We start from the raw sequence: 25,281 nt of genomic DNA on the forward strand, positions 1-25,281 counted from the left end.
TACCGCCAGCAAGCGGCGCGCGGGCGCAGAAAAGCAACCGCAAGGCGTAGCGCCGCTGCGGGCTGAAGAAAGGATAGTACGGATTTAAGCGGGGGAGCTGGCGCTTATGAAAAGCGCAGGCTCTGCGATAAGAGCCTGCGTTAGCCGGAAAAATCGTGCCGCTGTTACTCGCCGCGCAGCGCGCGCGGGAACAGCAGATTATTTTCCAGATGGATATGCTGCATCAGTTCCTGAATAAAATTATCAATGCCGCTATAGAGCGCACGCCAGGTGGTGCAGGCTTCCTGCGGCGGCGTCAGATTGTTGGTCAGTGATTTAATCACTTCCAGCTGTTCGCCCGCTTCGTTGTGTTCAAATTCCATTACCGCGATCGGGTCGGAAGCGCGCGGACCGAAGCCCTGTTTAATCATCGGGAACAGCACCCGCTCTTCTTTCATCATATGTGCGCTGAGGTGCTGATATACCTCGTCAATCACTTTCGCCAGACCACGCGGACAGGCGGCTTTTGCGCCATGTACGCGTTCCACTTTTTCCGCCATGGCGATCAGATCGGGCAGCTGCTGACGGTGGCCGTCGTGGTAGCGCGTAATAATATGATCGATCAGCGCGGCAAGCGGGGCTTCACGCCAGTTTTCATCATTATTTTCCTGCTGCATCAGCTGCTGGAGCTGTTGCTCGATCCGATCGATATCCAGGCCGCGTCGTTCCGCCATCTCAGCCAGCGTATGTTTGCCGCCGCAGCAGAAATCGAGATCGTATTTGTGGAACAGCGCGGTGGAGCCTGGGATTGCAATGGCAATTTCACCCAAAGATGTTGTGCGTAATGACATGACCTTTACCTCACGATGAATTTATAAGTTGCATATTAAATACATCTTTTAGGGAAAACCAGATTATTTTCCCGCGGCGGCGGCAAAAAAGCTCAGATTGAAAAAATTACGCCCTATGGGGGATAAGGCTAAACCGGCAGGTCAGGCGGCGTAATCAATGCGTGGCGGAGAAAGCGTCACGCGCCGGAAACCAGGCCCTGTTCAGGTTGCGCTTTACGCCGTACGGTTTTTTAGCTAGCGTGACCATCATCAAATTTATTTACGGATTTCACAGGGATATGTATTCAGGCCTGCTTATTATTCTTCTGCCGTTGATTATCGGTTATCTGCTGCCGCTGAAATCTGCCGCGCTGCAACGCGGCGTTAACCGTCTGCTAAGCTGGATGGTCTATATCATCCTCTTTTTTATGGGCATCAGCCTGGCGTTTCTGGACAACCTGGCGGCTAACCTACTGGCGATCCTGCATATCGCTGGCGTCAGCGTCATCGCTATTCTGGCCTGCAACCTTATCGCGCTGCGCCTGCTGGAAAAAAGATATCCCTGGCGCCATCAGCATCAGCAGGAAGCGCTGCCTTCCCGACTGCATATGGCGCTGGAATCGCTGAAGCTGTTGGGCGTGGTACTGCTGGGTTTTCTGCTCGGCCTGGGCGGCTGGGAAGTGCTGCACCATGCCACCCAGGCAAGCGAATACGCCCTGTTCCTGCTGCTGTTTCTGGTTGGTTTGCAGCTGCGCGGCAGCGGTATGACGCTGCGCCAGATTGTGTTAAACCGACGCGGCATGATGGTGGCGATAGTCGTCTGTCTCAGCGCCTTCGTCGGCGGCGCGCTGGCGGCGCTGGCGCTGGGCCTGCCAATAACCACCGGTCTGGCGCTGGCCAGCGGCTACGGCTGGTATTCGCTTTCCGGCATTTTAATGAGCGAAAGCTTTGGCCCGGTGATCGGCAGCGCCGCTTTCTTTAACGATCTGCTGCGCGAACTGCTGGCGATCATGCTGATACCGGCGCTGATCGGGCAGCATCGCTCCAGCGCGCTCGGCCTGTGCGGCGCCACCTCCATGGACTTTACGCTGCCCGTACTGCAGCGCGCCGGCGGCCTTGAAATCGTACCGGCGGCTATCGTACACGGCTTTGCGCTCAGCCTGGCGGCGCCGGTACTGATCGCCCTGTTTTCCTCCTGAAATAAGCGCGGCCGCTAAGAGGCCGCCAGCCCCGCGTCTCTTTTGCTTTAGATCAAATCAAATGCAATTATTTCAGGCTCTGCTTGCCTGCTACCCCTGGTGATCGTTTATAAGTTGCATCTGAAATACAACTTATAAAGAGACGATATTATGTTCTGTATTCAATGTGAGCAAACCATAAGAACCCCCGCGGGCAATGGCTGCGCCTGGGCGCAGGGCATGTGCGGCAAAACGGCGCAAACTTCCGATCTGCAGGATCTGCTGATCGCTGTTCTGCAAAGCCTCTCCGCATGGGCGCTGCACGCGCGCACGGAAGGCTTTATCGAACATGAGATTGACAGTTTCGCACCACGCGCTTTTTTCTCAACGCTGACGAACGTTAACTTCGACTCCAGCCGCATTATTGATTTCGCCTTTCAGGCGCAGAGCTACCGCGACCGCCTGAAGGCGCGCTGCTCGCTGCTGGGCCTGACCGAGCCGGAACATCCGCTGGCCAACCTGACGCTTAACAGCAACGACGCCGAAATCCTGCAGCAGCAGGCGCACGCTTTCGCTCTCAACGCCGGCGAAGATCACGAAGATGTGGTTGGCCTGCGCCTGCTCTGCCTGTACGGCCTGAAAGGCGCCGCCGCCTATATGGAACATGCGCACGTTCATGGCCGCTACGATAACGATATCTATAAGCAGTATCACCAGATCATGGCCTGGCTCGGCACCCGTCCGAACAGCATTGAAGAGCTGCTGGCCGAGGCGATGCATATTGGTAAAATGAACTTCGCCATCATGGAAATGCTGGATGAAGCGCAAACCACCACCTACGGCGATCCGCAGCCGGTACAGGTCAACGTACGCCCGGTAGCGGGTAAAGCGATTCTGATCTCCGGTCACGACCTGAAAGATCTGCAGCTGCTGCTGGAGCAGACCGCAGGCACCGGCATCAACGTCTATACCCACGGCGAAATGCTGCCTGCTCACGGCTATCCGGGGCTGAACAAATATCCGCACCTGGTAGGTAACTACGGCAGCGGCTGGCAAAACCAGCAGACCGAATTCGCCCGCTTCCCTGGCCCGATCGTAATGACTTCTAACTGCATTATCGATCCGACCGTCGGCGACTACGATAACCGTATCTGGACGCGCAGCATCGTCGGCTGGCCGGGCGTTAACCACCTCGACGGCGATGATTTCACGCCGGTTATCGAACAGGCGCAGAGCATGGCGGGCTTCCCGTGGGATGAAATCCCGCATGAAATCACCGTTGGCTTTGGCCGCCGCGTGCTGCTTGACGCCTGCGACTCCATTATCGAATTAGCCACGCAGAAAAAACTGCGCCACGTCTTCCTGGTGGGCGGCTGCGACGGTAGCCGCGACAAGCGCAGCTACTATACCGATCTGGCGCTGGCGGTGCCGAAAGATTGTCTGATCCTGACGCTGGCCTGCGGCAAATATCGCTTCAACAAGCTTGATTTCGGTACGCTGGAAGGCCTGCCGCGCCTGCTGGATGTCGGTCAGTGCAACGACAGCTATTCCGCTATCGTGCTGGCGGTGAAGCTGGCGGAAAAACTGAACTGCGGCGTCAACGACCTGCCGCTGTCGCTGATCCTCTCCTGGTTCGAACAGAAAGCGATCGTGGTGCTGCTGACGCTGTTGGCGCTCGGCGTGAAAAATATCCGCACCGGTCCGACCGCGCCGGCTTTCCTGACCGACAATCTGCTCGCTATCCTGGAAAAAGAGTTCGGTATGATCCCGGTTACCACGGCAGAAAACGATCTTGCCGCCATTCTGGCGCCACAGGAGTAAATCATGAATATCACTACGCTTTGTCCCTGGCGCATGCAGGTTCATCATATTATTCAGGAAACGCCGGATGTCTGGACGCTGGCGCTGATCGATCACGATTTCTACCGCTGGCAGGCGGGCCAGTTTGCGCTGGTGCGCATCGGCAACAGCGAAGAAGTACGCGCCTATACGCTCTCTTCCACGCCGGGCCAGAGCCGCTTTATTACCCTGACTATTCGCCATATTGAGCAGGGTAAAGGCTCCAGCTGGCTGACGCAGCAGGTGAAGCCGGGCGATTTCGTCTGGTTATCCGATCCGCAGGGCGATTTTAGCTGCGAACAGCATCCCGCTGCGCACTATCTGCTGCTGGCGGCGGGCTGCGGCATTACCCCGGTAATGTCAATGGCGCGCTGGCTGCACCGCAACCGCCCGGAAACCGACGTACAGCTGATCTACAGCGTGCGTTCGCCGCGCGACGTCATTTTCGCCGCAGAGCTGCAGCAGCTCAGCAGCTGGCTGAAGCTGACCATTATCGCGGAGCAGCAGCCGGAGGCGCATATGCTCGTCGGGCGCCTGACGCGCGATATTCTGGCCCGGCAAGTACCTGACATGGCGCGCCGTACCGTAATGATGTGCGGCCCGCAGCCTTATATGGATCAGGCGGAGAGCGACGTGCGCGCTATGGGCGCGCTCAAGGTGCTGCGCGAGCAGTTTACCGCCGCCGCGCCGGCGGAAGAGAGCGACAGCGGCGTGCGTTATCGTCTGAGCAGCGCTTCACGACCGCTGCAGGGCGCTGAGTTCCCGGCAGGCTGGTCGCTGCTGGCAGCGATGGAACAGCATAAGGTGCCGGTGGAAGCGGTCTGTCGCGCCGGGGTATGCGGCTGCTGTAAAACGCGCGTCGCGCGCGGCGAGTATCAGACCAGCAGCACCGTCGGCCTGACCGAAGCGGAAATCGCCGCCGGTTACGTGCTGGCCTGTAGCTGTCAGCCAGCGGGCGATATCGAGCTGGCCTGATCGCGCTGACACACCTGGTTTCATAGTGGCCCGTCAGCTTCATCAACCTTGACTAGACTTTCTGGCATTAGCCAAGTCTCGTCAGCGGGATGATAGCTCACAACAGTAAGGAGCCACTATGAAACAAACCGTTGCCGCGCTGATTGCGCAAACGCTGGAAAGCGCCGGAGTCAAACGTATCTGGGGCGTTACCGGCGATTCTCTGAACGGGCTGAGCGACAGCCTCAACCGCATGGGCACCATCAGCTGGATGCCGACGCGCCATGAGGAGGTCGCCGCCTTTGCCGCCGGCGCCGAAGCGCAGCTCAGCGGAGAGCTGGCGGTGTGCGCCGGCTCATGCGGGCCAGGCAACCTGCATCTGATTAACGGCCTGTTCGACTGCCATCGTAATCATGTGCCGGTGTTAGCTATCGCCGCGCACATTCCCTCCAGTGAAATCGGCAGCGGTTATTTTCAGGAAACCCATCCTCAGGAACTATTCCGCGAGTGCAGCCACTACTGCGAGCTGGTCTCTAACCCTGAACAGCTGCCGCAGGTACTGGGCATCGCCATGCGCCAGGCAATCCTTAACCGCGGCGTCTCGGTAGTGGTGCTGCCGGGCGATGTGGCGCTGAAGCCCGCGCCGGAAGAAGCCTCCCCGGTCTGGTATCCCCCGCAGCAGCCGATTATCCAGCCGCCGGAAAGCGAACTGGCAAAGCTGGCCGCGCTGCTGAATGAATCGCAAAACATAACGCTAATGTGCGGCAGCGGCTGTGCGGGCGCGCATCAGCAGGTGGTCGCACTGGCCGCCGCGCTGAAAGCGCCGGTGGTACATGCGCTGCGCGGCAAAGAGCATATTGAGTATGATAATCCCTACAGCGTCGGCATGACCGGGCTGATCGGCTTCTCCTCCGGCTATCATGCGATGATGAACGCCGATACCCTGGTGCTGCTCGGCACCCAGTTCCCCTATCGCGCCTTCTATCCCACCGACGCGAAAATCATCCAGCTTGATATCTCTCCCGGCCGCATAGGGGCGCACTGCCACGTCGATATGGCGCTGGTGGGCGACGTAAAGGCGACGATTAACGCGCTGCTGCCGCGGCTGGAAGTCAAAACCGATCGGGGATTTCTGGAAACCGCGCTGGAGCACTATGCCGACGCGCGTAAAGGGCTGGACGATCTGGCGCAGCCGAACGATAAGCAGCTGATCCATCCGCAGTATCTGGCGCAGCGGCTCAGCGACTTCGCCGACGACGACGCGATCTTCACCTGCGATGTCGGCACGCCTACCGTCTGGGCGGCGCGCTACCTGAAAATGAACGGCAGACGCCGTCTGCTGGGCTCGTTTAATCATGGTTCGATGGCGAACGCCATGCCGCAGGCGCTGGGCGCGCAGGCGTTGGATCGCCGGCGCCAGGTGGTGGCGATGTGCGGCGACGGCGGCTTCAGCATGCTGATGGGCGATTTTATTACCGTGGCGCAGCTGAAGCTGCCGGTGAAGCTGGTGGTATTTAATAACAGCGTGCTCGGCTTCGTGGCGATGGAGATGAAGGCGGGCGGCTATCTGACCGACGGCACCGATTTAGAGAACCCCGACTTTGCCGCTATCGCCAACGCCTGCGGCGTGAAAGGCATTCGGGTAGAGCACGCCGCCGATCTCGATAGCGCCATTCAGCAAGCCTTCGCGCACGATGGTCCGGTGCTGCTGGATGTCATCACGGCGAAAGAGGAGCTGGCAATGCCGCCGCAGATCAAAATGGAGCAGGCCAAAGGATTCAGCCTCTATATGCTGCGCGCCATTATCAATGGCCGCGGCGATGAGGTTGTCGAACTGGCAAAAACCAACTGGCTGCGGTAAAACAGATCTTCCCTTCCGTACGGGCACGCAGGTGCCCGTTTTTTTGAGGAGCATCCCGTTGATAGATTTACGCAGTGATACGGTTACCCGTCCGTCACCGGCCATGCTGTCGGCGATCGTTTCCGCCCGCACCGGCGACGATGTCTATGGCGACGATCCGGAGGTTAACGCGCTGGAAGCGGAGGCGGCGCGCCTGAGCGGTAAGCAGGCGGCGCTGTTTTTACCTACCGGCACCCAGGCCAACCTGGTCGCCCTGCTCTCCCACTGCCAGCGCGGCGATGAGTATATTGTCGGCCAGCAGGCGCATAACTATAAATATGAAGCGGGCGGCGCGGCGGTGCTGGGCAGTATCCAGCCGCAGCCGATCGAAGCCGCGGAAGATGGCACGCTACCGCTGGAAAAAGTAGCGGCGGCGATTAAACCTGACGATATGCATTTCGCCCGTACCCGCCTGCTAAGCCTGGAAAATACCTTTGGCGGCCGGGTGCTGCCCGTCGCTTACCTGGCTGAAGCCTGGCGCTTTACGCGTGAGCGGCAGCTGGCGTTACACATTGACGGCGCACGCATCTTTAACGCCGCCGTCGCGCTGGAGCTGCCGCTATCCTCCCTCGCCTGCTATTGCGATACCCTGACCATCTGCCTGTCAAAAGGGCTGGGCGCGCCGGTAGGTTCGCTGCTGTGCGGCGACACAGACTATATACAGCGCGCGCGGCGCTGGCGCAAAATGACCGGCGGCGGTATGCGTCAGGCGGGCATTCTGGCGGCGGCGGGACGCTATGCGCTGGAAAATAACGTGATGCGGCTGCGGGAAGATCATGATAACGCCGACTGGCTGGCGCAACAGCTACAGGCGCTGGGTATCAGGGTCAGCCAGCATACCAATATGGTCTTTGCCCAGCTGCCGCCGGAACAGGCGGCGCCGCTGCAGGCGTGGATGCAGGCGCGCAATATCCTGATTTCGGCAGCGCCGGTTACGCGGCTGGTTACCCATCTGGATGTCGATCGCGCCGCGCTACAGCAGGTGGTTGCCCAGTGGAAGGCTTTCCTCGCGGCACAGTAACGTGTCGCTTCCAGCCGCCATATTTTTCCACCAGCGCCTGAGCGATCGCCAGCGTTTCCGCATCGGCCAGCCCGCGGTAGTCGGCGGGCCGAAAATGCATCTGAAAAGCGGCAATCAGGTTTTGCCGCTCTGTCGGCGTCAGCGCTGCATCTACCTGATAGCCATAGCACGCCAGCAGCGCCAGCAGCGCTTCCTGCTCTACCGGCTGATGCGGATCGCGCTCCTGTAACAGCGCCTTCACCCTTGAACCTTCCGGCCAGGCGCCGATGCCCTGCGCTGCCAGCTGCGCCCACGGAAAGCGCGGGCCGGGATCCTGTTTACGCTGCGGCGCGATATCGCTGTGGCCGACAATATTTTGCGGCTCAATGCCGTAGCGCTGCGTTAAATCACGCAGCAGCGGCAACAGCGCGTCGATCTGCTGCGGGGCAAAGGGATAAAACTGCCGTCCCTGCGGCGTATAGCGGTAGCCGGCATTGACCAGCTCAACGCCGACGGAGGTATCGTTAAGGCGCGTCGCGCCACGCCAGTAGCTGGCGCCGGCATGCCAGGCGAGCTGCTCTTCCGGCACCAGCTGCAAGATTAATGGCGTACCACGATGCCGCGACGGATGGGCAGGAATCAGGTAGTGCACGCTGACCGCGTTATCCGTCAGCGTCGCCAGCGACGAGGGCAAATCCTCCGCCGTATAGTGAATCACCACGCTTTTTATGCGCGGCCTGGCGCCCAACGCCGCGTGACGCGTATCGACGCTGTAGCCCTGGCGCTGCTGCAGACCGCCCGAACCACAGCCGGCCAGCAGCAGCGTCAGCAGCAGCCAGACGCCGCGTTTCACCGCGTTTTTACCGCCGTACCGCTCACGCTGACCATCAGCATGCTGCTGTCTTTGCCCACGGTTTCATAGTCGATATCGATGCCGACAATAGCATTAGCGCCCAGCGTTTTTGCCTGCGCCTCCATCTCTTCAAACGCCAGCTGACGCGCCTTGCGCAGCTCTTTTTCATAGGCGCCGGAGCGTCCGCCGACGATATCGCGTATACCGGCAAAAAAATCACGGAAAATATTGGCGCCGAGGATCGCCTCGCCGGTGACCACGCCGCAATACTCGGTGATCACCTCGCCTTCCAGCCCAGGGGTGGTAGTTAACTTCATCTCTTTCTCCTTTTCTGATTCAACGACAGTTTAGCCCGTGCCGGTAAAAAAGCGGGACTATACTCTATGCTAAAACAAAGCCTTGCCTGATGACATAAGGAAATCAGATGAAAAACAACGCGATTGCCCTGTTGCTGCCTGCGGCCATGCTGCTAAGCGCCTGTACTACCGTCGAACCAGCCTATAAAGATATCGGTACGCGCGCGGCGCCCTGCACTGAGGGCGGGCCGGATAGCGTGGCGCAGAAGTTTTACGATTTGCGTATCGCGCAGCCAACCCAGGGGTTGCCGGATAATCAGCTGCTGGCGCGCTACCGCCCTTATCTGAGCGAAAAGCTTTATCAAAGCCTGCTGGAAGCCAATACCCGCAGCGATAAACCTGCGGAATGGCGTCAGGGCGATCTCTTCTCCAGCCTGGCGCAGGGCCCGTCGACGGCAAAAGTAGCGAACGCCTCCACCATCCCCAATACCGACGCGCGTAATATTCCCCTGCGCGTCAGCCTGACGCGGGAAGGCGACCGGCGCGTTAGCTGGCAGGATGAGGTGCTGATGGTGCGCGAAGGCACCTGCTGGACGGTTGATGACGTGCGCTACGTGGCGAACTGGCAGCACCCCGGCGGCGGCACGCTGACCCAGCTGCTGGAAAAATAATCCGTCGTTTAGCGCGTCGCTCAGGGGGCGCGCTATGGTTATCGCAACCTGATTAAAATCGCCGCCTGTATGCACCGCGCCTTGCGGGCAACGCGCTATCTTGTGCTGAACTTCCCGCGTTTTGCTTTTCATTAATAAATTTTAACGCACAATGATTGCATAACTATGCTGTCAACGTTAAGATCTGCGGCATCAATGGCTATTCAGTTTATGCGCATGAGTATTCAACTTAACGGTATTAATTGCTTTTATGGCGCCCAGCAGGCGCTGTTTGATATACAGCTCACCTGCCCGGAAGGCGAAACGCTGGTGCTGCTGGGGCCCAGCGGCGCGGGTAAAAGTTCGCTCCTGCGCGTATTAAACCTGCTGGAGATGCCGCGTTCCGGAACGCTGGATATCGCCGGCCATCATTTTGATTTCAGCCAGAAGCCGGGCGACAGCGCGATCCGCGAACTGCGGCAAAATGTCGGCATGGTTTTTCAGCAGTACAACCTCTGGCCGCACCTGACGGTGAAGCAGAACCTGATCGAAGCGCCCTGCCGCGTGCTGGGTCTGGATAAAGATCGGGCCCACGCGCGCGCCGATAAACTGCTTGAGCGTCTGCGCCTGACGCCGCATGCCGATCGCTTTCCGCTACAGCTTTCCGGCGGTCAGCAGCAGCGCGTCGCCATCGCGCGGGCGTTAATGATGGAGCCCGCCGTGCTGCTGTTTGATGAGCCTACCGCGGCGCTCGATCCGGAAATCACCGCGCAGATCGTCAGCATTATTCACGAACTGGCGCAAACCCATATCACCCAGGTGATCGTTACCCATGAAGTCGAGGTCGCCCGAAAAACGGCCAGCCGCGTGGTTTACATGGAGAACGGCTATATTGTTGAACAGGGTGACGCCAGCCGTTTTACACAGCCGCAAACCGAAGCGTTTGCCAACTATCTTTCGCACTAAGTAAGGCCATAAAGATGAAAAAAATTGTTCTTGCTGCCCTGATCGCCGGCATCAGCCTGAGCGCCTCCGCCGCTGACGCCATCCGTTTCGCCACCGAAGCCTCTTACCCTCCGTTTGAGTTTGTTGACGCCAGCAACAATATTATCGGCTTCGATGTCGATCTGGCTAATGCGCTGTGTAAAGAGATGGAGGCCACCTGCACCTTCACCAACCAGGCGTTTGACAGCCTGATCCCCAGCCTGAAGTTTCGCCGTTTTGATGCGGTAATGGCGGGCATGGATATCACCCCGGAGCGTGAAAAGCAGGTGCTGTTTACCGCCCCTTACTATGACAACTCCGCGCTGTTTATTGCGCAAAAAGGCAAAGTGGCGGATATCGCCGCGCTGAAAGGCAAGCGCGTCGGCGTGCAGAACGGCACCACCCATCAGAAATACCTGACGGATAAACAGAGCGATATCAACACCGTACCTTATGACAGCTATCAGAACGCCATTCTCGATCTGAAAAATGGCCGTATCGACGCAGTCTTCGGCGACACCGCCGTGGTCAACGAGTGGCTGAAGCAAAACGCGAACCTCGCCGCCGTAGGCGACAAGGTGACCGACAAAGCCTACTTCGGCACCGGTCTGGGCATTGCCGTTCGTCAGGGCAACAGCGCGCTGCAGGAGAAATTTAACGCCGCGCTGGTTAAGATCAAAGCCGACGGCACCTATCAAACTATCTACAGCAAATGGTTCCAACAGTAATTAGATGAACGAATTTCTTCCTCTGGCAAGCGCCGCCGGCATGACCGTCGGCCTTGCCGTATGCGCCCTGGTGATTGGCCTGGCGCTGGCGATGCTGTTTGCCGGCTGGGAATCGGTGCGCTGGCGTCCAGTCGCCTGGCTCGGCACCGGGCTGGTCACGCTGCTGCGCGGCCTGCCGGAAATTCTGGTGGTGCTGTTTATTTACTTCGGCGCCTCCCAGCTGCTGCTGACGCTCTCCGACGGCTTTGTGATTAATTTCGGCCTGTTTACGCTGCCGGTGCAGATGCAGATCGATGATTTCAACGTCAGCCCTTTCCTGTGCGGCGTGATTGCGCTGGCGATCCTCTACTCCGCCTACGCTTCGCAGACGCTGCGCGGCGCGCTGAAGGCGGTGCCGGTCGGCCAGTGGGAATCGGGTCAGGCGCTGGGCATGAAAAAATCGGCGATTTTCTTCCGCCTGATTATGCCGCAGATGTGGCGCCACGCCCTGCCGGGGCTGGGCAACCAGTGGCTGGTGCTGTTGAAGGATACCGCGCTGGTATCGCTGATCAGCGTCAACGATCTGATGCTGCAAACCCGCAGCATCGCCACGCGCACCCAGGAGCCCTTTACCTGGTATCTGGTGGCGGCGGCGATCTATCTGGTCGTCACCCTGCTGAGCCAGGCGGTGCTGAAGCGTATTGAGCTGCGTACCACGCGCTTTGAACGGGGGAACCGCTGATGCTGGACTACTTGCCTGAGCTACTGAAAGGGCTGCATACCAGCCTGACGCTGACCCTGGCCTCGCTGGCGGCGGCGCTGCTGCTTTCGCTGCTGTTCACCGTGGTGCTGGCGCTGAAAACGCCGGTGGTCAATCTGCTGGTCAGGGGCTATATAACCCTGTTTACCGGCACGCCGCTGCTGGTGCAGATTTTCTTAATCTATTACGGACCGGGGCAGTTCCCTTCCATCCAGAATATTCCCTGGCTGTGGCAGCTCTTTTCTCAGCCCTGGCTGTGCGCCCTGCTTGCGCTGTCGCTGAACAGCGCCGCCTATACCACGCTGCTGTTCCACGGCGCGGTACGCGCTATTCCGGCGGGGCAGTGGCAATCCTGCGCGGCGCTGGGCATGACGCGCCAGCATACGCTGCGTATTCTGCTGCCCTACGCCTTTAAGCGCGCCCTCTCTTCCTACTCTAACGAAGTCGTGCTGGTGTTTAAGAGCACCTCGCTCGCCTATACCATTACGCTGATGGAAGTGATGGGCCACGGCCAGATGCTCTATGGCCGCACTTACGATGTCATGGTGTTTGCCGCCGCCGGGCTGATCTACCTGTGCGTTAACGGCCTGCTGACATTGCTGATGCGTTTAATTGAGCATCGCGCGCTGGCTTTTGAGCGCCGCAGCTAAAGCGCGCAGCCTGACATCACGTATAAAAAGGCGGGCGTACCCCGCCTTTTTTCATTACTTATACATTTTAATTGCATAACCATGCATTAAATGGCATCTTAGTTCTCGCCGCCGGGCAAAAAATGATAATGAGAAAAAGGAGAGCTTTCGATGAAAAAATGGTTACTGGCCGCCATGCTGGCGGGTGTGGCAATGCAGGCTGGCGCAGCGGAAAAAATTCGTTTTGCATCCTCAGCCACCTATCCGCCGTTTGAGTCCATGAGCAGCGAGAATCAAATTGTCGGCTTCGACATCGATTTAGCTAAAGCCCTGTGCCAGCATCTTAAGGCGGACTGCACCTTTACCAATAACGCCTTCGACAGCCTGATCCCGGCGCTGAAATTCCGTCGCTACGATGCGGTGATTTCCGGTATGGATATCACGCCGGAGCGCAGCAAGCAGGTAGCCTTCACCCGCCCCTACTACGCCAACTCGGCCATCGTGATTGCGGCAAAAGATAAATACCAGACGATGACGGCGCTGAAAGGCAAACGCATCGGTATGGAAAACGGCACCACGCACCAGCGCTATATGCAGGATAAACATCCGGAAGTGATCACCGTAGCTTACGACAGCTATCAGAACGCCATTCTCGATCTGAAAAACGGTCGTCTTGACGGCGTATTCGGCGATACGGCGGTGGTAAACGAATGGCTGAAAGAGAACCCGCAGCTGGGCACGGTCGGCGAAGCGGTCACCGATCCGCAATATTTCGGCGTTGGGCTGGGCATTGCGGTACGCCCCGATAATCAGGCGCTGCTGAGCAAGCTGAACGGCGCGCTGGATGCCATCACCGCTGACGGCACGCTGAAAAAAATCAACGACAGGTGGTTTGCCAAATAAGCGGCCTCCGCGCCGGTCAGCATTGCCCGCCCGGCGCGGCATATTATCGACGCTGCAGCAGCGTCAGCACTTCATAATGCGCGGTATGGGGAAACATATCGAACAGCTGAACGCGGCAAATGTGGTAACCCTCAAGACGGGCGATATCCTGCGCCATACTCTCTGCGTTACAGCTGGAATAGAGCAGCCATGCGGGCGCCATACTGCTCAGGTAAGCGCAAAGCTCTGCGCCGATACCGCGCCGCGGCGGATTGACCAGCACCAGATCCGGCACCGCCTCTTCGCCGCTGGCGAAGCGGGTTGAATCCAGCGCCGCAAACCGCACCTTATCCAGTCCAAGCTGCTGCGCGGAACGTTGCGCGCAGGCGATCGCCTCCGCACTAATCTCAATGCCGGTCAGCTGCATTTCCGGCGTGGCGCAATGCAGGCCAAAGCCGCCGACGCCGCAAAACAGATCCCACATCGCCTTCACCGGCAGCTCGCTGACCCACTGGCGCGCCGTAGCGTAAAGCTGTGCCGCCACGGCAGGGTTGGTCTGAAAGAAGCTGCGCGGGCGCACCCAGAGCGGAACATGATTCAGCCGTTCAGCCAGCGCCTGATTTTCCGTCAGCGCAATCTCCTGCTCCCCTTCCAGTATCGCCATCGGCACCGGCTGAATATTGGCGGAGATCACCGCCAGCTGCGGCAGCTGCTGCTGTAGCCACGGCAGCGCGGCACGCAGCTGCGCCAGCTTGCTGGTGGAACGCAGCACAAAGCGCAGCATCAGAGCGCCATCCAGCGTGCTTTCGCTCAGCAGCAGAAACTTCAGCTCGCCGCGCCGGCGCGCCACGTTGTAGGGCGTCAGACCGGCGCGGGCGATAAAGGGCTGCAGCGCCGCGAATACCGGCGCAAAGCTGGCGGGATAGAGCGGACAGCTGGTCAGATCTACCGGGCTGCCGTCTCGCCGCAGCAGCCCCAGCACCGGGCGTTCAACGCTGCCGCTGACCACCATTTTTGCCTTGTTGCGAAACGCCTGCTGCGCCGAGCTTACCGGCGCCTGCCATGCCGCAACCGGAAACGGGGCCAGCAGCGCCTGCAGATGCGCCTGTTTCTGTTCCAGCTGTTGTGAATAGGGGATTTTCAGCCACTGGCAGGAGCGACAGCGGTCTGCATCGTAAAGTGCGCAATGCATGATTTAGCCTGTGATGAGTGGGTGTACCTGTTGCGGGGCAGGATTGTACCACCAGTCCGCTCAGCTGCGCTGAAAAAATTGTCGGCTGCTGGCAGGCAGAAACAGCAGCGCCAGCACCAGCAGATCGGGCACCTTATGCATCATCAGGCTGTGCAGTATCTCGAAGCGGTTAGCGCCGCTGATGCTGAAAATTTCCGCATAGACGCCACCCACCGAAGCGGCGCACATATAAAGCACCACCACCGCCTGGGTCAGCGCATAGCCCCAGCGTCCGCGCCGGGAGCCGCGCATCAGCGTCAGCGCGCAGCGCAGTTCGATACAGAAAATAAGCTGGCTGATAATCAGAATCAGGGTGGAATCCCATGACTGCGCGCTGCGATGCACCAAATCGGCCACGCCGTCATAGCCCAGCTCATTGACTAACAGCAGCAGGCTGATGCAGCGGGTAGCGACGATCGCCTGTCCGGCGATGGTCACCGGCACAGGCGCCTGCTGACGACGAACGACCGCATTACCGGTTCTGAAAACTTCCGACATTATTCGCATCCCCTCCATCGCAGCAGCTTCTGCGCCCGGCATGGCGGCAGAACGCGCCTGACACCTTGCCGGACGCGGCCTGACAACGCCCAGGCTCTGCTGTCAATATTGGCAAAAGTTTCAGAATTTAGCCACGTCTCGCCTTCTGAATATCACGTACGCGCTTTTTTTCCTCGTTCGCCATCAGCCGCCAGGCAATAAAGCCCACCAGCCCCACCACAAACAGAATCAGCGAGGCCAGCGCGTTAATTTCCGGATTAACGCCGCGCCGCACGGTAGCGAAGATCGCCATCGGCAAGGTGGTAGCGCCTGGGCCGGTGACAAAGCTGGAGATAACCAAATCATCCAGCGACAGCGTAAACGCCAGCAGCCAGCCGGTAACCAGCGCCGGCGCGATCATCGGGACGGTAATCACAAAGAACACCTTCAGCGGCGTCGCGCCGAGATCCATCGCCGCCTCTTCAACAGAGCGATCCAGCTCGCGCAGGCGCGCGTTGATTACCACCGCAACATAGGCGGTACAGAAGGTAACGTGCGCCAGCCAGATAGTCAGCATACCGCGATCGGCGGGCCAGCCGATGGCGTGCCCCATCGCCACAAACAGCAGCAGCAGCGACAGTCCGGTGATCACATCCGGCATTACCAGCGGCGCGGTCAGCATAAAGGCGAAGCCGGTAGCGCCTTTAAAGCGTCCGAAACGCACGATCACCACCGCCGCCAGGGTGCCCAGCACCACCGCCATAGTGGCGCTGAGCGCGGCGATAGTCAGGCTGAGCGTTACCGCGCTTATCATCGCGCTGTCCTGAAACAGCACGCGATACCAGTGCAGCGAAAAGCTCTGCCAGACGGTAACCAGCTGCGAACTGTTAAAGGAGTAGGCTACCAGCAGCAGCATCGGCGCATAGAGGAAGCTAAAGCAGAGCAGCAGGATTACCAGCCGCCACGGCGAACGAACAGCGGGCAGATTGCTCATGCCTTTTCCTCCAGAGTCTTATTCTGATGCTTGTGGAACCAGATAATCGGCAGAATCAAAATCAACAGGATAATCACCGCCAGCGCCGAGGCCACCGGCCAGTCGCGATTGTTGAAAAACTCCTGCCAGAGAATGCGGCCAATCATAATGCTGTCCGGCCCGCCCAGCAGTTCGGGAATTACGTACTCCCCCACCGCCGGAATAAACACCAGCATCGAACCGGCGATAATGCCGTTTCTGGTCAGCGGCACAATCACGCTGAAGAAAGTTTTTAGCGGACGGGCGCCAAGATCGAGCGCCGCCTCCACCAGCGAATAATCGATACGCGTCAGCGCGGTATAGATCGGCAGCACCATAAACGGCAGATAGCAGTAAACGATGCCGATATAGACCGCCGTATTGGTATAGAGAATCGCCAGCGGATGATCGATAACGCCAAGCCAGAGCAGAAAGCGGTTGAGAATGCCGTTGCTGTTCAGCAGCCCCATCCAGGCGTAGACGCGCACCAGAAAGGAGGTCCAGGAGGGCAGAATTACCAGCAGCAGCAAAATATTGCGCGTCGACGCCGGGCTGTGCGCCACCGCCCAGGCCAGCGGATAACCGATCGCCAGACAGATCAGCGTCGAGACTGCCGCCACCTTCAGCGACTGCAAATAGGCGTCGATATAGAGCGGATCGTCAGTCAGCTGCAGATAGTTGCCGAGGTTAAATACCAGCGTCAGCTGATCATCCGCCCAGCTAATCAGCTCGCTGTAGGGCGGAATGGCGCGGGCGATCTCGGCGAAGCTGATTTTCAGCACAATAAGAAACGGCAGCAGGAAAAACAGCGCCAGCCAGAGATAAGGCAGCGCGATCGCCAGCTTGCGCCCGTGCGCCATTTTTAAGCGGGTCAGCGTACGGCTCAGGGTGCCGGCAGGCGCCGCGACAGCAGGTTGTTTCATATCCGCCCTCTTATACCGTCAGCACGACGCAGCTGTCGGCGTCCCAGCTGAGACGCACCTCATCGCCCCAGGTGGGCGCGCCCTGGCGGAAACGATGCGCGTTCTGCAGCTGCGCGCTGATCATCTGTCCGCTGTGCAGCCGCACATGATAAATCGACAGATCGCCCAGATAGGCGATATGCACCACCTCGCCGACGGCGAAGTTGCAGCCGTCGGCGGGCACCTGGTCGCACAGCATTACTTTTTCCGGGCGCAGCGCGATGGAAACCGGCACGTTATCCATCACCGAGACGTCAGAAGTCACTTTCAGCGGATGCACCAAGCCGGGGCTGTCGATGACCAGCCCATCGGCGCGACGCTCGCGCAGCAGGCCCTCAAAAACGTTAACCGAGCCGATAAACTCGGCGCTGTAGCGGCTGGTGGGATGTTCATAGATCTCCTCCGGCTCGCCAATCTGCACGAACTTGCCGCGGTTCATAATGGCGATGCGCCCGGCCATGGTCATCGCCTCTTCCTGATCGTGGGTAACCATGACGCAGGTTGCGCCGACGCGCTCCAGAATATCCACCACCTCCAGCTGCATGCGGTCGCGCAGCTTTTTATCCAGCGCGCCCATCGGCTCATCCAGCAATAGCAGCTTGGGGCGCTTCGCCAGGCTGCGCGCCAGCGCCACGCGCTGCCGCTGTCCGCCGGAGAGCTGATGCGGTTTGCGTTTCGCGTACTCCTGCATATGCACCAGCGCCAGCATCTCCGCGACACGGCTGCTGATTTCACCCTGCGGCAATTTATCCTGCTTCAGGCCAAAGGCGATATTCTGCTCCACCGTCATATGGGGAAACAGCGCGTAGGACTGGAACATCATATTAATTGGCCGCTGATAGGGCGGCACGTGCGAGAGATCCTGCCCGTCAAGCAGGATCTGCCCGTGGGTCGGCGGTTCAAAGCCGGCCAGCATACGCAGCAGGGTTGATTTACCGCAGCCGGACGCGCCGAGCAGCGCAAAAATTTCGCCTTTGTAGATGGTCAGGCTGACATCGTCCACGGCGTGCTGACCCTCAAAAGATTTGGTCAGGTTACGGATCTCCAGCAGCGGCGTCAGCGCCTTTGCCGTTTTATGGGGATGACGGGGAATCGCGTCGTTCACTAACTTTACTCTCCGGCACTAAGCGGATAACCACGGCTCCGGGCCGCACAAATGAGACAACAGAGGCCGATACCGCGCCTCTGCTGCCTTTCGCCTGCGATGGTATTCGCGCGTTGCGAACTACTTACCGCTTTTTACTTTGGTCCATGCGCGGGTGCGCACACGGTCAAGCTTCGGTTCCTGCACCTTCAACACAAACAGCTTCGCCATGGTTTCCGCGGACGGGAAGATGCCGGGGTTATTGCGGATATCCGCACTTACCAGCGGCAGCGACGCCTTGTTACCGTTAGCGTAGAACATGCTGTCGGAAACGTGCGCAATCACCTGCGGATCCATGATGTAGTTCAGCCACTGATAAGCCTCATCCACGTTTTTCGCATCTTTAGGGATCGCCATCATATCGAAGAAGGCCAGCGCCCCCTGCTGCGGAATGCTGTAGGCGATGTTGACGCCGTTCTTCGCCTCCGCCGCGCGGTTTTTCGCCTGCAGCACGTCGCCGGCCCAGCCGATCGCCACGCAGATATTGCCGTTCGCCAGATCGTTGATGTACTGCGACGAATGGAAATAGCGAATGTTCGGACGCAGCTTCAGCAGCAGATCGGTCGCCGGACCGGTGTAATCTTTCGCATCGCTGCTGTTGGGATCCTTACCCAGGTAGTTCAGCACGGTGGCGAAAATCTCTTCCGGCGCATCTTTCCCCAGCGCCGCCTTCACCTTATCGACGTTGTAGCCGATGCCGGTGGTCGCCCACAGCCAGGGAATGGCATATTTATTATCCGGATCGTGCTGCGCCACTTTTTTCAGCAGTTCAGGATCGAGGTTTTTATAGTTCGGCAGCCTGCTTTTATCGAGCGGCTGGAAAACGCCGGACTGCAGCTGGCGCGCCAGGAAACTGGAGGATGGCACCACCACGTCATAGCCGGTGCTGCCGGCCATCAGCTTGCCTTCCAGCACTTCGTTGGAATCAAAAACGTCATACACCACTTTGATGCCGGTCTGTTTTTCAAACGCAGGCACCGTATCGGGCGCAATATAATCAGACCAGTTATAGACATGCAGGGTTTTCTGTTCCGCCATCGTGCCGGCGGAAGCCGCCATCAGCACGCCAGCTACCACACCAGACAACCATTTCTTACCGTGGTTGTTTAACATGTTTCCTTCCTCCAGAATCGGGCACTCTTGACGATGCAGAACAAAAGAGGCCGGCAGGCCTCCCCTTGCGCATCAACGGCGGCAGTGAATCGTTATTCATCCTGCGCCTCAGGCAGGCAATGCCGCAGCCGTGAGGATTAAACGCTGCCGTCATGCAGCCGCGCAAGCATAGCCGCAGCTTGCCATTCCAGCCATACCCCGGAGTAAAAAACGCCTTTTATCGACTATTTATGCATATTACATCTATGTGATCGGCCAAAGCCGGCCTGAAAGGCGAGAAATATCTGGCGCTAACCGGGAAATGGCAGCATAAAAACGTGAATTGCGCCGCCTGTGCGGCGTTAACCGCAGGAAGAGGCGCAGGCAAGGGAGGAAAGGCGCTGAACGTCGAGGAGAAGGATCAGTGCAGAACGGGCAGACGACTGCCGGCGGCGACGGGCTCTTCTTCTTCGCCCAACATCAGCAGATTATTGGCGAAGGCTTCCATAACGATCATCGAAATCTGCTCTTCGCTTTGCTGCATAAAATGAACGAACTGCCCGTAGGTAATGCCGGCCTCAGTCAGTAAGGACTGGCAAACAATCAGCTTAGGCAGATTGTCATCCTGAATATCGAGAAACGCTTTCACCGTCAGCGAAGCGGCGTTGATGTGCGACAGGTCGCCCGCCAGCGGGATCAGCGCCGTCGGCTTCACCTCCGCCAGCGCGGAAAACAGAATAATATTATCGACCAGATCGATCTTGGCATCGAAAATGCCGTCAAAATTCTGCATATGCGGCAGATGCAGCGCCTGACAGGCGTCGCATTCAAACCAGGTAATATTTTGCTGATCCAGCCAACGTCGCAATACGTCTAAGTCTGGAACGACGAGTGAATCCATATGCTACTGCCCTATACCGCTAAAATAAGGGCAATAGCTTACGGAAAAAGCGGGCTGAAAACCACGGCCCGCGGTCAAAAAGGCGTTTCATCCGCCGGTTTTCAGACTGAAACCGGGACGCGCATGCTGCTCTATCCATGCGATCATCATCGCGGCAATATTCAGGCCGGTAGTTTTTTCCACGCCTTCCAGCCCCGGCGAGGCGTTAACCTCCATTACCAGCGGACCGCGCCGCGCACGCAGGATATCCACGCCCGCCACGTCAAGGCCAAGCGTAGCCGCCGCCTTCACGGCGATTTCGCGCTCGCGCGGCGTAATCTCAACGCGCCGCGCGCTGCCGCCGCGATGCAAATTAGAGCGGAAATCGCCCTCTTTCGCCTTACGCTCAATGGCCGCCACCACTTCGTTACCGATCACCAGGCAGCGAATATCACACCCCTTCGCCTCTTTAATAAACTCCTGTACCAGAATGTGCGCGTTAAGGCCGCGAAAGGCATCGATAACGCTCTCCGCCGCCTGGCGGGTTTCCGCCAGCACCACGCCGATGCCCTGAGTCCCTTCGACCAGCTTAACCACCAGCGGCGCGCCGCCCACCATTTCAATCAGATCGCGGGTATCGTCAGGCGAATGGGCAAAGCCGGTAACCGGCATATCGATGCCCTGACGCGCCAGCAGCTGCAGCGAACGCAGCTTATCGCGCGCGCGGGTAATCGCTACCGACTCATTGAGCGGATAGCTGCCGCACATCTCAAACTGACGCAGCACCGCGGTGCCGTAAAAGGTGGTGGCGGAACCGATGCGCGGAATAACCGCGTCGAAATCGTCCAGCGCCCGCCCGCGGTAGTGCACCGCCGCCGAGGCGGGGTTGATATTCATATAACAGGAAAGCGGGTCGACAATTTCGACCTGATGGCCGCGCTGGAGCGCGGCCTCGCGCAGACGCTTACAGGAATAAAGCGCGGCGTCGCGCGACAGAATGGCAATTTTCAACCGAAAATCTCCGCCTGCAATTACCGGGTTGCCCAACCCTGCTTATGCAGGTAGTCAAGAATAAAGGGACGGCTTTCACGCACGATAGTGCGACGAATATGATTGCTGAAGTTATCGCTGCGCTGATTGCTGTCGCGCTGCTGATAATAGGCTTCCAGCTGACGATCGTACGCCGCCAGCTGCTGAGGATCCAGCGGCTGATAGCGGTTTTCATGCACCAGCATGCTGGCGGGCATACGCGGCTTCAGATCGGGCGCCTGCTGCGGCCAGCCGAGACACATGCCGAACAGCGGCAGTACGTGCTGCGGCAGCTGCAGCAGCTCGGTTACTTCGGCGATATGATTACGAATGCCGCCGATATAGACGCCGCCCAGCCCCAGCGACTCTGCGGCAATCATCGCGTTCTGCCCCATAATCGCCGTATCGACGCAGCCCAGCAGCAGCTGTTCCGCCATGCCCAGCTGCGCCTGCGGGCAGATTTGCAGATTGCGCTGGAAATCCGCGCAGAATACCCAGAATTCCGCCGCCTGCGCCACATACTGCTGGCCGCCGCTCAGCGTCACCAGCTGCTCGCGCAGCGCCTTATCGGTAATGCGAATAATAGAAGAGCACTGTAGAAAACTGGAGGTGGAGGCCGACTGGGCGGCGGCGATAATCGCCTCACGCTGCTCCTCGCTAATCGGTTGATCGGTAAAGGAACGTATCGAACGGTGCGTGCGTAACAGCTCAATGGTCGGCGTCATGAGAATCTCCATCAGGTTTTGCAGTATCGCCGCGGCGGCGGCCAAAAAGCTCAGGAGCGATAGCCTGCGCCGTACGCCAGATCAGCGTCACGGCGGCGGGCAGCATCAGGGCGATACCGGTAAAAAACAGCGCGGTGGCGATGCCCCGCCCGGACCAGCCGGCGGGCAACGGCAGCAGTCGCTGTACGATTAAAAAAGCCAGCAGCAGCAGCAAAATGCCAGCGGCCTCCAGCACCAGCACCCTTTCAGGCAGCTGCAAAGCATATTTCACTGGGTTTCTCCTCTCTGGCGTTTCGGCTGCGACTGCCGCGATTATATTAAAGCGTAACCGGACGGATGATGAATAGCCTGCACGCATCGGATCAACAGGCAGAGCCTTCTTTACAACGGCGCGCATCAGGGTTCATCATGCATCCAGCAATTTTAAAAGTGTGACATATTTCACACAAAAATGTGACATAAAGGAGATACCGATGCTTGCAGTTATTTTTGGTCGTCCAGGCTGCTCTTACTGTGTACGGGCGAAGGAGCTGGCGGAGAAGCTGAGCGCCGAACGCGACGACTTTAACTTCCGCTACGTCGATATCCAGGCGGAAGGCATCAGCAAAGCGGATCTGGAAAAAACCGTCGGCAAACCGGTGGAAACCGTGCCGCAGATTTTTGTCGACGACCGGCATATTGGCGGCTTTACCGATTTCAACGCCTGGAGCAAAGCCAACTGACCAGCTGGTATTCAGGCATAAAAAAACCGGCTCGCTGCGCCTCAGCGGGCCGGTTTTTTTTCATCGATCAGCGCGTCAGGCGGGAAGCCGCCAGCGCGCGCCACAGCATCACCAGCAGCGCGCCGGAGCCGCACCAGAACACCGCGCTGGTCAGCCAGGCCAGCTCCTGCAGCAGCGACTGAGAAATAAAGGCCCGACTAAATCCGATCATTAAACAGCAGGGCGTTGCCGCCAGCGCGGCTAACAAGGCATGCAACAGCGGCGTACGACGGTTAATTAGCGCGGCGATCAGGCCGGGCAACATAAACAGCAGCAGGCCGGTTTGCTCAGAAGAGTGCCCGGAAGCCTCCTCGCCGCCACTATAACGCGCCAGCAAAAAGGTTGCGCAATAAAGTGTCGTACACAGCATTACGCCCGGCCAGCGGACGCTATACAACAGCATAAAATTTCCTCGTTTATTTCTGCTAACCAGGACCTTCCAAAAAAATAATCGCTTACGATAAATCTGTTAAAGTTCTAACAGTAAAAAGTTAATAAAAGATCTGTTTTACTATGGCTTTCTGCTGGTGGTCTGTAGGATAAATGAATAAAATGAACGCCTTTGTTCTACGCTCCTGAATATCGCTTTCGAAACTGTAGCCTGCACGGTTCGCCATAGCGCTTACAGGAATTAACGTTAGCCTGGAAATTCAGGTCTTTCAACAAGTTACTGGTAAACAAGAAGTTAATACGTGAATATAAACGTCGCAGATTTGTTAAGCCGTAATGATATTTTGTTATTATTCGTCGTACTGGCTTTAGGGCTGTGCCTGGGTAAATTACGCCTCGGTTCGGTGCAACTTGGTAATTCCATTGGTGTTTTGGTGGTTTCGCTATTACTTGGTCAACAACACTTTGCAATTAATACCGATGCGCTTAGCCTGGGCTTTATGCTGTTTATTTTTTGCGTCGGCGTAGAGGCCGGGCCTAATTTTTTTTCCATCTTTTTTCGCGACGGCAAAAATTACCTGATGCTGGCGCTGGTGATGGTGAGCAGCGCTATGCTGCTGGCGCTGGGCCTGGGCAAAGCGTTCGGCTGGGATATCGGCCTGACGGCGGGTATGCTGGCAGGTTCGATGACCTCGACGCCGGTGCTGGTTGGCGCGGGCGATACGCTGCGCCAGTCGATGAGCGACAGCAGGCTGCTGGGGCAGATGCAGGATCATCTTAGCCTCGGCTACGCTCTGACCTATCTGGTCGGCCTGGTCAGCCTGATCTTCGGCGCCCGCTACCTGCCGCGCCTGCAGCATCAGGATCTTTCTACCTGCGCCCAGCAAATCGCGCGCGAGCGCGGTCTGGATACCGACAGCCAGCGCAAGGTCTACCTGCCGGTGATTCGCGCCTATCGCGTCGGCCCGGAGCTGGTCGCCTGGGCGGATGGTAAAAACCTGCGCGAGCTGGGCATCTATCGCCAGACCGGCTGCTATATCGAACGTATTCGCCGCAACGGCATCCTGGCCAGCCCCGACGGCGATGCGGTATTGCAGCTGAGCGATGAAATCTCGCTGGTGGGCTACCCTGAGGCTCACGCGCGGCTCGATCCCAGCTTCCGCAACGGCAAAGAGGTGTTCGATCGCGATCTGCTGGATATGCGCATCGTCACCGAAGAGATTGTGGTGAAAAACCATAATGCGGTAAACAAACGCCTCAGCCATCTGAAGCTGACCGATCACGGCTGCTTCCTTAACCGCGTAATCCGTAGCCAGATTGAAATGCCGATCGATGACAGCATTATGCTCAACAAGGGCGATGTGCTGCAGGTCAGCGGCGAGGCGCGGCGGGTAAAAAGCCTGGCGGATCGCATCGGCTTTATCTCTATTCATAGCCAGGTTACCGACCTGCTCGCCTTCTGCGCCTTCTTTATTATCGGCCTGATGATCGGCATGGTGAGCTTCCAGTTCAGCGCCTTCAGCTTCGGCATCGGCAACGCGGCGGGCCTGCTGTTCGCCGGTATTATGCTCGGCTTCCTGCGCGCCAACCACCCGACCTTCGGCTATATTCCGCAGGGCGCGCTGACGATGGTGAAAGAGTTTGGTCTGATGGTCTTTATGGTCGGCGTCGGCCTGAGCGCGGGCAGCGGAATGGGCCAGGGGCTGGGCGAAACCGGCCTGCTGATGCTGCTGAGCGGCCTGGCGGTGAGCCTGCTGCCGGTGGTGCTCTGCTACCTGTTCGGCGCCTATGTGCTGCGCATGAACCGCGCGCTGCTGTTCGGCGCCATCATGGGCGCGCGCACCTGCGCCCCGGCGATGGAGATCATCAGCGATACCGCACGCAGCAATATTCCGGCGCTGGGCTACGCCGGCACCTACGCCATCGCCAACGTTCTGCTGACCCTGGCGGGTACGCTGATTGTGATTATCTGGCCGGCGCTCGGCGCTTAAAAAATAATTTAACGTCCGGCCGAACTTCTTGCAGGGCGGGTAGTCTGAATAAGTGCCACTGCTTTTCTTTGAAATCCCAAATTGTGGAGCCCGTTAATCGATGATTAGCGGGTTTTTTTATGCCCGCCATTCATTATCCCCTCTTA

Annotated in this window: 27 protein-coding genes; 13 read left to right on the top strand and 14 right to left on the bottom strand. The window is 58.4% G+C overall.

Going from position 1 to position 25,281, the window contains the following annotated elements:
• Window positions 1-164: 164 nt before the first annotated feature.
• Window positions 165-830 (bottom strand): iron-sulfur cluster repair protein YtfE, encoded by a 666-nt coding sequence (ytfE, locus tag FKM52_RS02440; RefSeq protein WP_141174592.1) that lies wholly within the window; start codon window positions 828-830, stop codon window positions 165-167.
• Window positions 831-1,108: 278 nt separating this feature from the next.
• Between ytfE and FKM52_RS02445 the strand changes: the two genes are divergently transcribed.
• From FKM52_RS02445 to ltaE, 5 genes are all read left to right on the top strand, one after another.
• Window positions 1,109-2,008: a LysO family transporter gene (locus FKM52_RS02445; RefSeq protein WP_141174593.1), complete on the top strand. Its 900-nt coding sequence runs from the start codon at window positions 1,109-1,111 to the stop codon at window positions 2,006-2,008.
• A 150-nt stretch (window positions 2,009-2,158) separates the two neighbouring features.
• A complete protein-coding gene (gene hcp, locus FKM52_RS02450) occupies window positions 2,159-3,808 on the top strand; it encodes a hydroxylamine reductase (RefSeq protein WP_141174594.1) in 1,650 nt (549 codons plus the stop codon).
• 3 nt (window positions 3,809-3,811) lie between these two features.
• Window positions 3,812-4,801 carry an NADH oxidoreductase gene (gene hcr, locus FKM52_RS02455; RefSeq protein ID WP_141174595.1) on the top strand — a complete coding sequence of 330 codons (990 nt, stop codon included), beginning with the start codon at window positions 3,812-3,814 and terminating at the stop codon, window positions 4,799-4,801.
• A 118-nt stretch (window positions 4,802-4,919) separates the two neighbouring features.
• Window positions 4,920-6,641: a ubiquinone-dependent pyruvate dehydrogenase gene (poxB, locus tag FKM52_RS02460; RefSeq protein WP_141174596.1), complete on the top strand. Its 1,722-nt coding sequence runs from the start codon at window positions 4,920-4,922 to the stop codon at window positions 6,639-6,641.
• 58 nt (window positions 6,642-6,699) lie between these two features.
• Window positions 6,700-7,701, top strand: a complete 1,002-nt coding sequence (ltaE, locus tag FKM52_RS02465) for a low-specificity L-threonine aldolase (protein WP_141174597.1) — start codon at window positions 6,700-6,702, stop codon at window positions 7,699-7,701.
• Here ltaE and FKM52_RS02470 read toward each other — a convergent pair.
• Window positions 7,625-8,533 (bottom strand): N-acetylmuramoyl-L-alanine amidase, encoded by a 909-nt coding sequence (locus tag FKM52_RS02470; RefSeq protein ID WP_141174598.1) that lies wholly within the window; start codon window positions 8,531-8,533, stop codon window positions 7,625-7,627. The genes ltaE and FKM52_RS02470 overlap by 77 nt on opposite strands.
• Complete coding sequence (locus FKM52_RS02475) at window positions 8,530-8,850, bottom strand: heavy metal-binding domain-containing protein (protein WP_141174599.1); 321 nt, start codon at window positions 8,848-8,850, stop codon at window positions 8,530-8,532. Before FKM52_RS02475 ends, FKM52_RS02470 begins: the two co-directional genes overlap by 4 nt.
• A gap of 107 nt (window positions 8,851-8,957) precedes the next feature.
• Between FKM52_RS02475 and FKM52_RS02480 the strand changes: the two genes are divergently transcribed.
• The 6 genes from FKM52_RS02480 to FKM52_RS02505 all read left to right on the top strand — a co-directional run bounded on the left by FKM52_RS02480 (window position 8,958) and on the right by FKM52_RS02505 (window position 13,462).
• On the top strand, window positions 8,958-9,500 hold the full coding sequence (locus tag FKM52_RS02480) for a lipoprotein (RefSeq protein ID WP_141174600.1): 543 nt from the start codon (window positions 8,958-8,960) through the stop codon (window positions 9,498-9,500).
• Window positions 9,501-9,716: 216 nt separating this feature from the next.
• Window positions 9,717-10,445: an arginine ABC transporter ATP-binding protein ArtP gene (gene artP / locus FKM52_RS02485; RefSeq protein ID WP_141174708.1), complete on the top strand. Its 729-nt coding sequence runs from the start codon at window positions 9,717-9,719 to the stop codon at window positions 10,443-10,445.
• A 14-nt stretch (window positions 10,446-10,459) separates the two neighbouring features.
• A complete protein-coding gene (gene artJ, locus FKM52_RS02490) occupies window positions 10,460-11,191 on the top strand; it encodes an arginine ABC transporter substrate-binding protein (protein ID WP_141174601.1) in 732 nt (243 codons plus the stop codon).
• Between the two features lie 4 nt (window positions 11,192-11,195).
• Window positions 11,196-11,912 carry an arginine ABC transporter permease ArtQ gene (gene artQ / locus FKM52_RS02495; RefSeq protein WP_141174602.1) on the top strand — a complete coding sequence of 239 codons (717 nt, stop codon included), beginning with the start codon at window positions 11,196-11,198 and terminating at the stop codon, window positions 11,910-11,912.
• On the top strand, window positions 11,912-12,580 hold the full coding sequence (gene artM / locus FKM52_RS02500) for an arginine ABC transporter permease ArtM (RefSeq protein ID WP_141174603.1): 669 nt from the start codon (window positions 11,912-11,914) through the stop codon (window positions 12,578-12,580). The genes artQ and artM overlap by 1 nt, the downstream gene beginning before the upstream one ends.
• A 150-nt stretch (window positions 12,581-12,730) precedes the next feature.
• Window positions 12,731-13,462: an arginine ABC transporter substrate-binding protein gene (locus FKM52_RS02505; RefSeq protein ID WP_141174604.1), complete on the top strand. Its 732-nt coding sequence runs from the start codon at window positions 12,731-12,733 to the stop codon at window positions 13,460-13,462.
• 43 nt (window positions 13,463-13,505) lie between these two features.
• Here FKM52_RS02505 and rlmC read toward each other — a convergent pair whose 3' ends face one another.
• The 10 genes from rlmC to FKM52_RS02555 all read right to left on the bottom strand — a co-directional run bounded on the left by rlmC (window position 13,506) and on the right by FKM52_RS02555 (window position 22,264).
• Window positions 13,506-14,633, bottom strand: coding sequence for a 23S rRNA (uracil(747)-C(5))-methyltransferase RlmC (gene rlmC / locus FKM52_RS02510; protein WP_141174605.1), 1,128 nt, complete (start codon window positions 14,631-14,633; stop codon window positions 13,506-13,508).
• Window positions 14,634-14,693: 60 nt separating this feature from the next.
• Complete coding sequence (locus FKM52_RS02515; RefSeq protein ID WP_141174606.1) at window positions 14,694-15,170, bottom strand: YbjO family protein; 477 nt, start codon at window positions 15,168-15,170, stop codon at window positions 14,694-14,696.
• Between the two features lie 127 nt (window positions 15,171-15,297).
• Window positions 15,298-16,143 (bottom strand): putrescine ABC transporter permease PotI, encoded by an 846-nt coding sequence (gene potI / locus FKM52_RS02520; protein WP_141174607.1) that lies wholly within the window; start codon window positions 16,141-16,143, stop codon window positions 15,298-15,300.
• Entirely contained in the window at window positions 16,140-17,084 is a 945-nt protein-coding gene (gene potH, locus FKM52_RS02525; RefSeq protein WP_141174608.1) for a putrescine ABC transporter permease PotH, read from the bottom strand. Before potH ends, potI begins: the two co-directional genes overlap by 4 nt.
• A 10-nt stretch (window positions 17,085-17,094) precedes the next feature.
• Complete coding sequence (gene potG / locus FKM52_RS02530; RefSeq protein ID WP_141174609.1) at window positions 17,095-18,228, bottom strand: putrescine ABC transporter ATP-binding subunit PotG; 1,134 nt, start codon at window positions 18,226-18,228, stop codon at window positions 17,095-17,097.
• Window positions 18,229-18,348: 120 nt separating this feature from the next.
• Entirely contained in the window at window positions 18,349-19,380 is a 1,032-nt protein-coding gene (locus tag FKM52_RS02535) for an extracellular solute-binding protein (protein WP_141174610.1), read from the bottom strand.
• Between the two features lie 400 nt (window positions 19,381-19,780).
• Entirely contained in the window at window positions 19,781-20,260 is a 480-nt protein-coding gene (locus FKM52_RS02540; RefSeq protein ID WP_141174611.1) for a YbjN domain-containing protein, read from the bottom strand.
• A gap of 87 nt (window positions 20,261-20,347) precedes the next feature.
• Window positions 20,348-21,250: a 30S ribosomal protein S6--L-glutamate ligase gene (gene rimK, locus FKM52_RS02545; RefSeq protein ID WP_141174612.1), complete on the bottom strand. Its 903-nt coding sequence runs from the start codon at window positions 21,248-21,250 to the stop codon at window positions 20,348-20,350.
• 20 nt (window positions 21,251-21,270) lie between these two features.
• Window positions 21,271-21,993, bottom strand: coding sequence for an oxygen-insensitive NADPH nitroreductase (gene nfsA / locus FKM52_RS02550; RefSeq protein ID WP_141174613.1), 723 nt, complete (start codon window positions 21,991-21,993; stop codon window positions 21,271-21,273).
• Window positions 21,977-22,264 carry a DUF1418 family protein gene (locus tag FKM52_RS02555; protein ID WP_141174614.1) on the bottom strand — a complete coding sequence of 96 codons (288 nt, stop codon included), beginning with the start codon at window positions 22,262-22,264 and terminating at the stop codon, window positions 21,977-21,979. The genes nfsA and FKM52_RS02555 overlap by 17 nt, the downstream gene beginning before the upstream one ends.
• Window positions 22,265-22,466: 202 nt before the next feature.
• On the opposite strand from FKM52_RS02555, the gene FKM52_RS02560 reads away from it, so the two are divergent.
• On the top strand, window positions 22,467-22,715 hold the full coding sequence (locus tag FKM52_RS02560; RefSeq protein ID WP_141174615.1) for a GrxA family glutaredoxin: 249 nt from the start codon (window positions 22,467-22,469) through the stop codon (window positions 22,713-22,715).
• 67 nt (window positions 22,716-22,782) lie between these two features.
• On the opposite strand, the gene ybjM is transcribed toward FKM52_RS02560, so the two are convergent.
• Window positions 22,783-23,157 (bottom strand): inner membrane protein YbjM, encoded by a 375-nt coding sequence (gene ybjM, locus FKM52_RS02565; protein ID WP_141174616.1) that lies wholly within the window; start codon window positions 23,155-23,157, stop codon window positions 22,783-22,785.
• Between the two features lie 289 nt (window positions 23,158-23,446).
• Between ybjM and FKM52_RS02570 the strand changes: the two genes are divergently transcribed.
• Window positions 23,447-25,135 (top strand): aspartate:alanine antiporter, encoded by a 1,689-nt coding sequence (locus tag FKM52_RS02570; protein WP_141174617.1) that lies wholly within the window; start codon window positions 23,447-23,449, stop codon window positions 25,133-25,135.
• Window positions 25,136-25,281: the final 146 nt, after the last annotated feature.

Origin of the sequence: Mixta tenebrionis, assembly GCF_006517625.1 — a bacterium.
Lineage (GTDB): Bacteria > Pseudomonadota > Gammaproteobacteria > Enterobacterales > Enterobacteriaceae > Mixta > Mixta tenebrionis.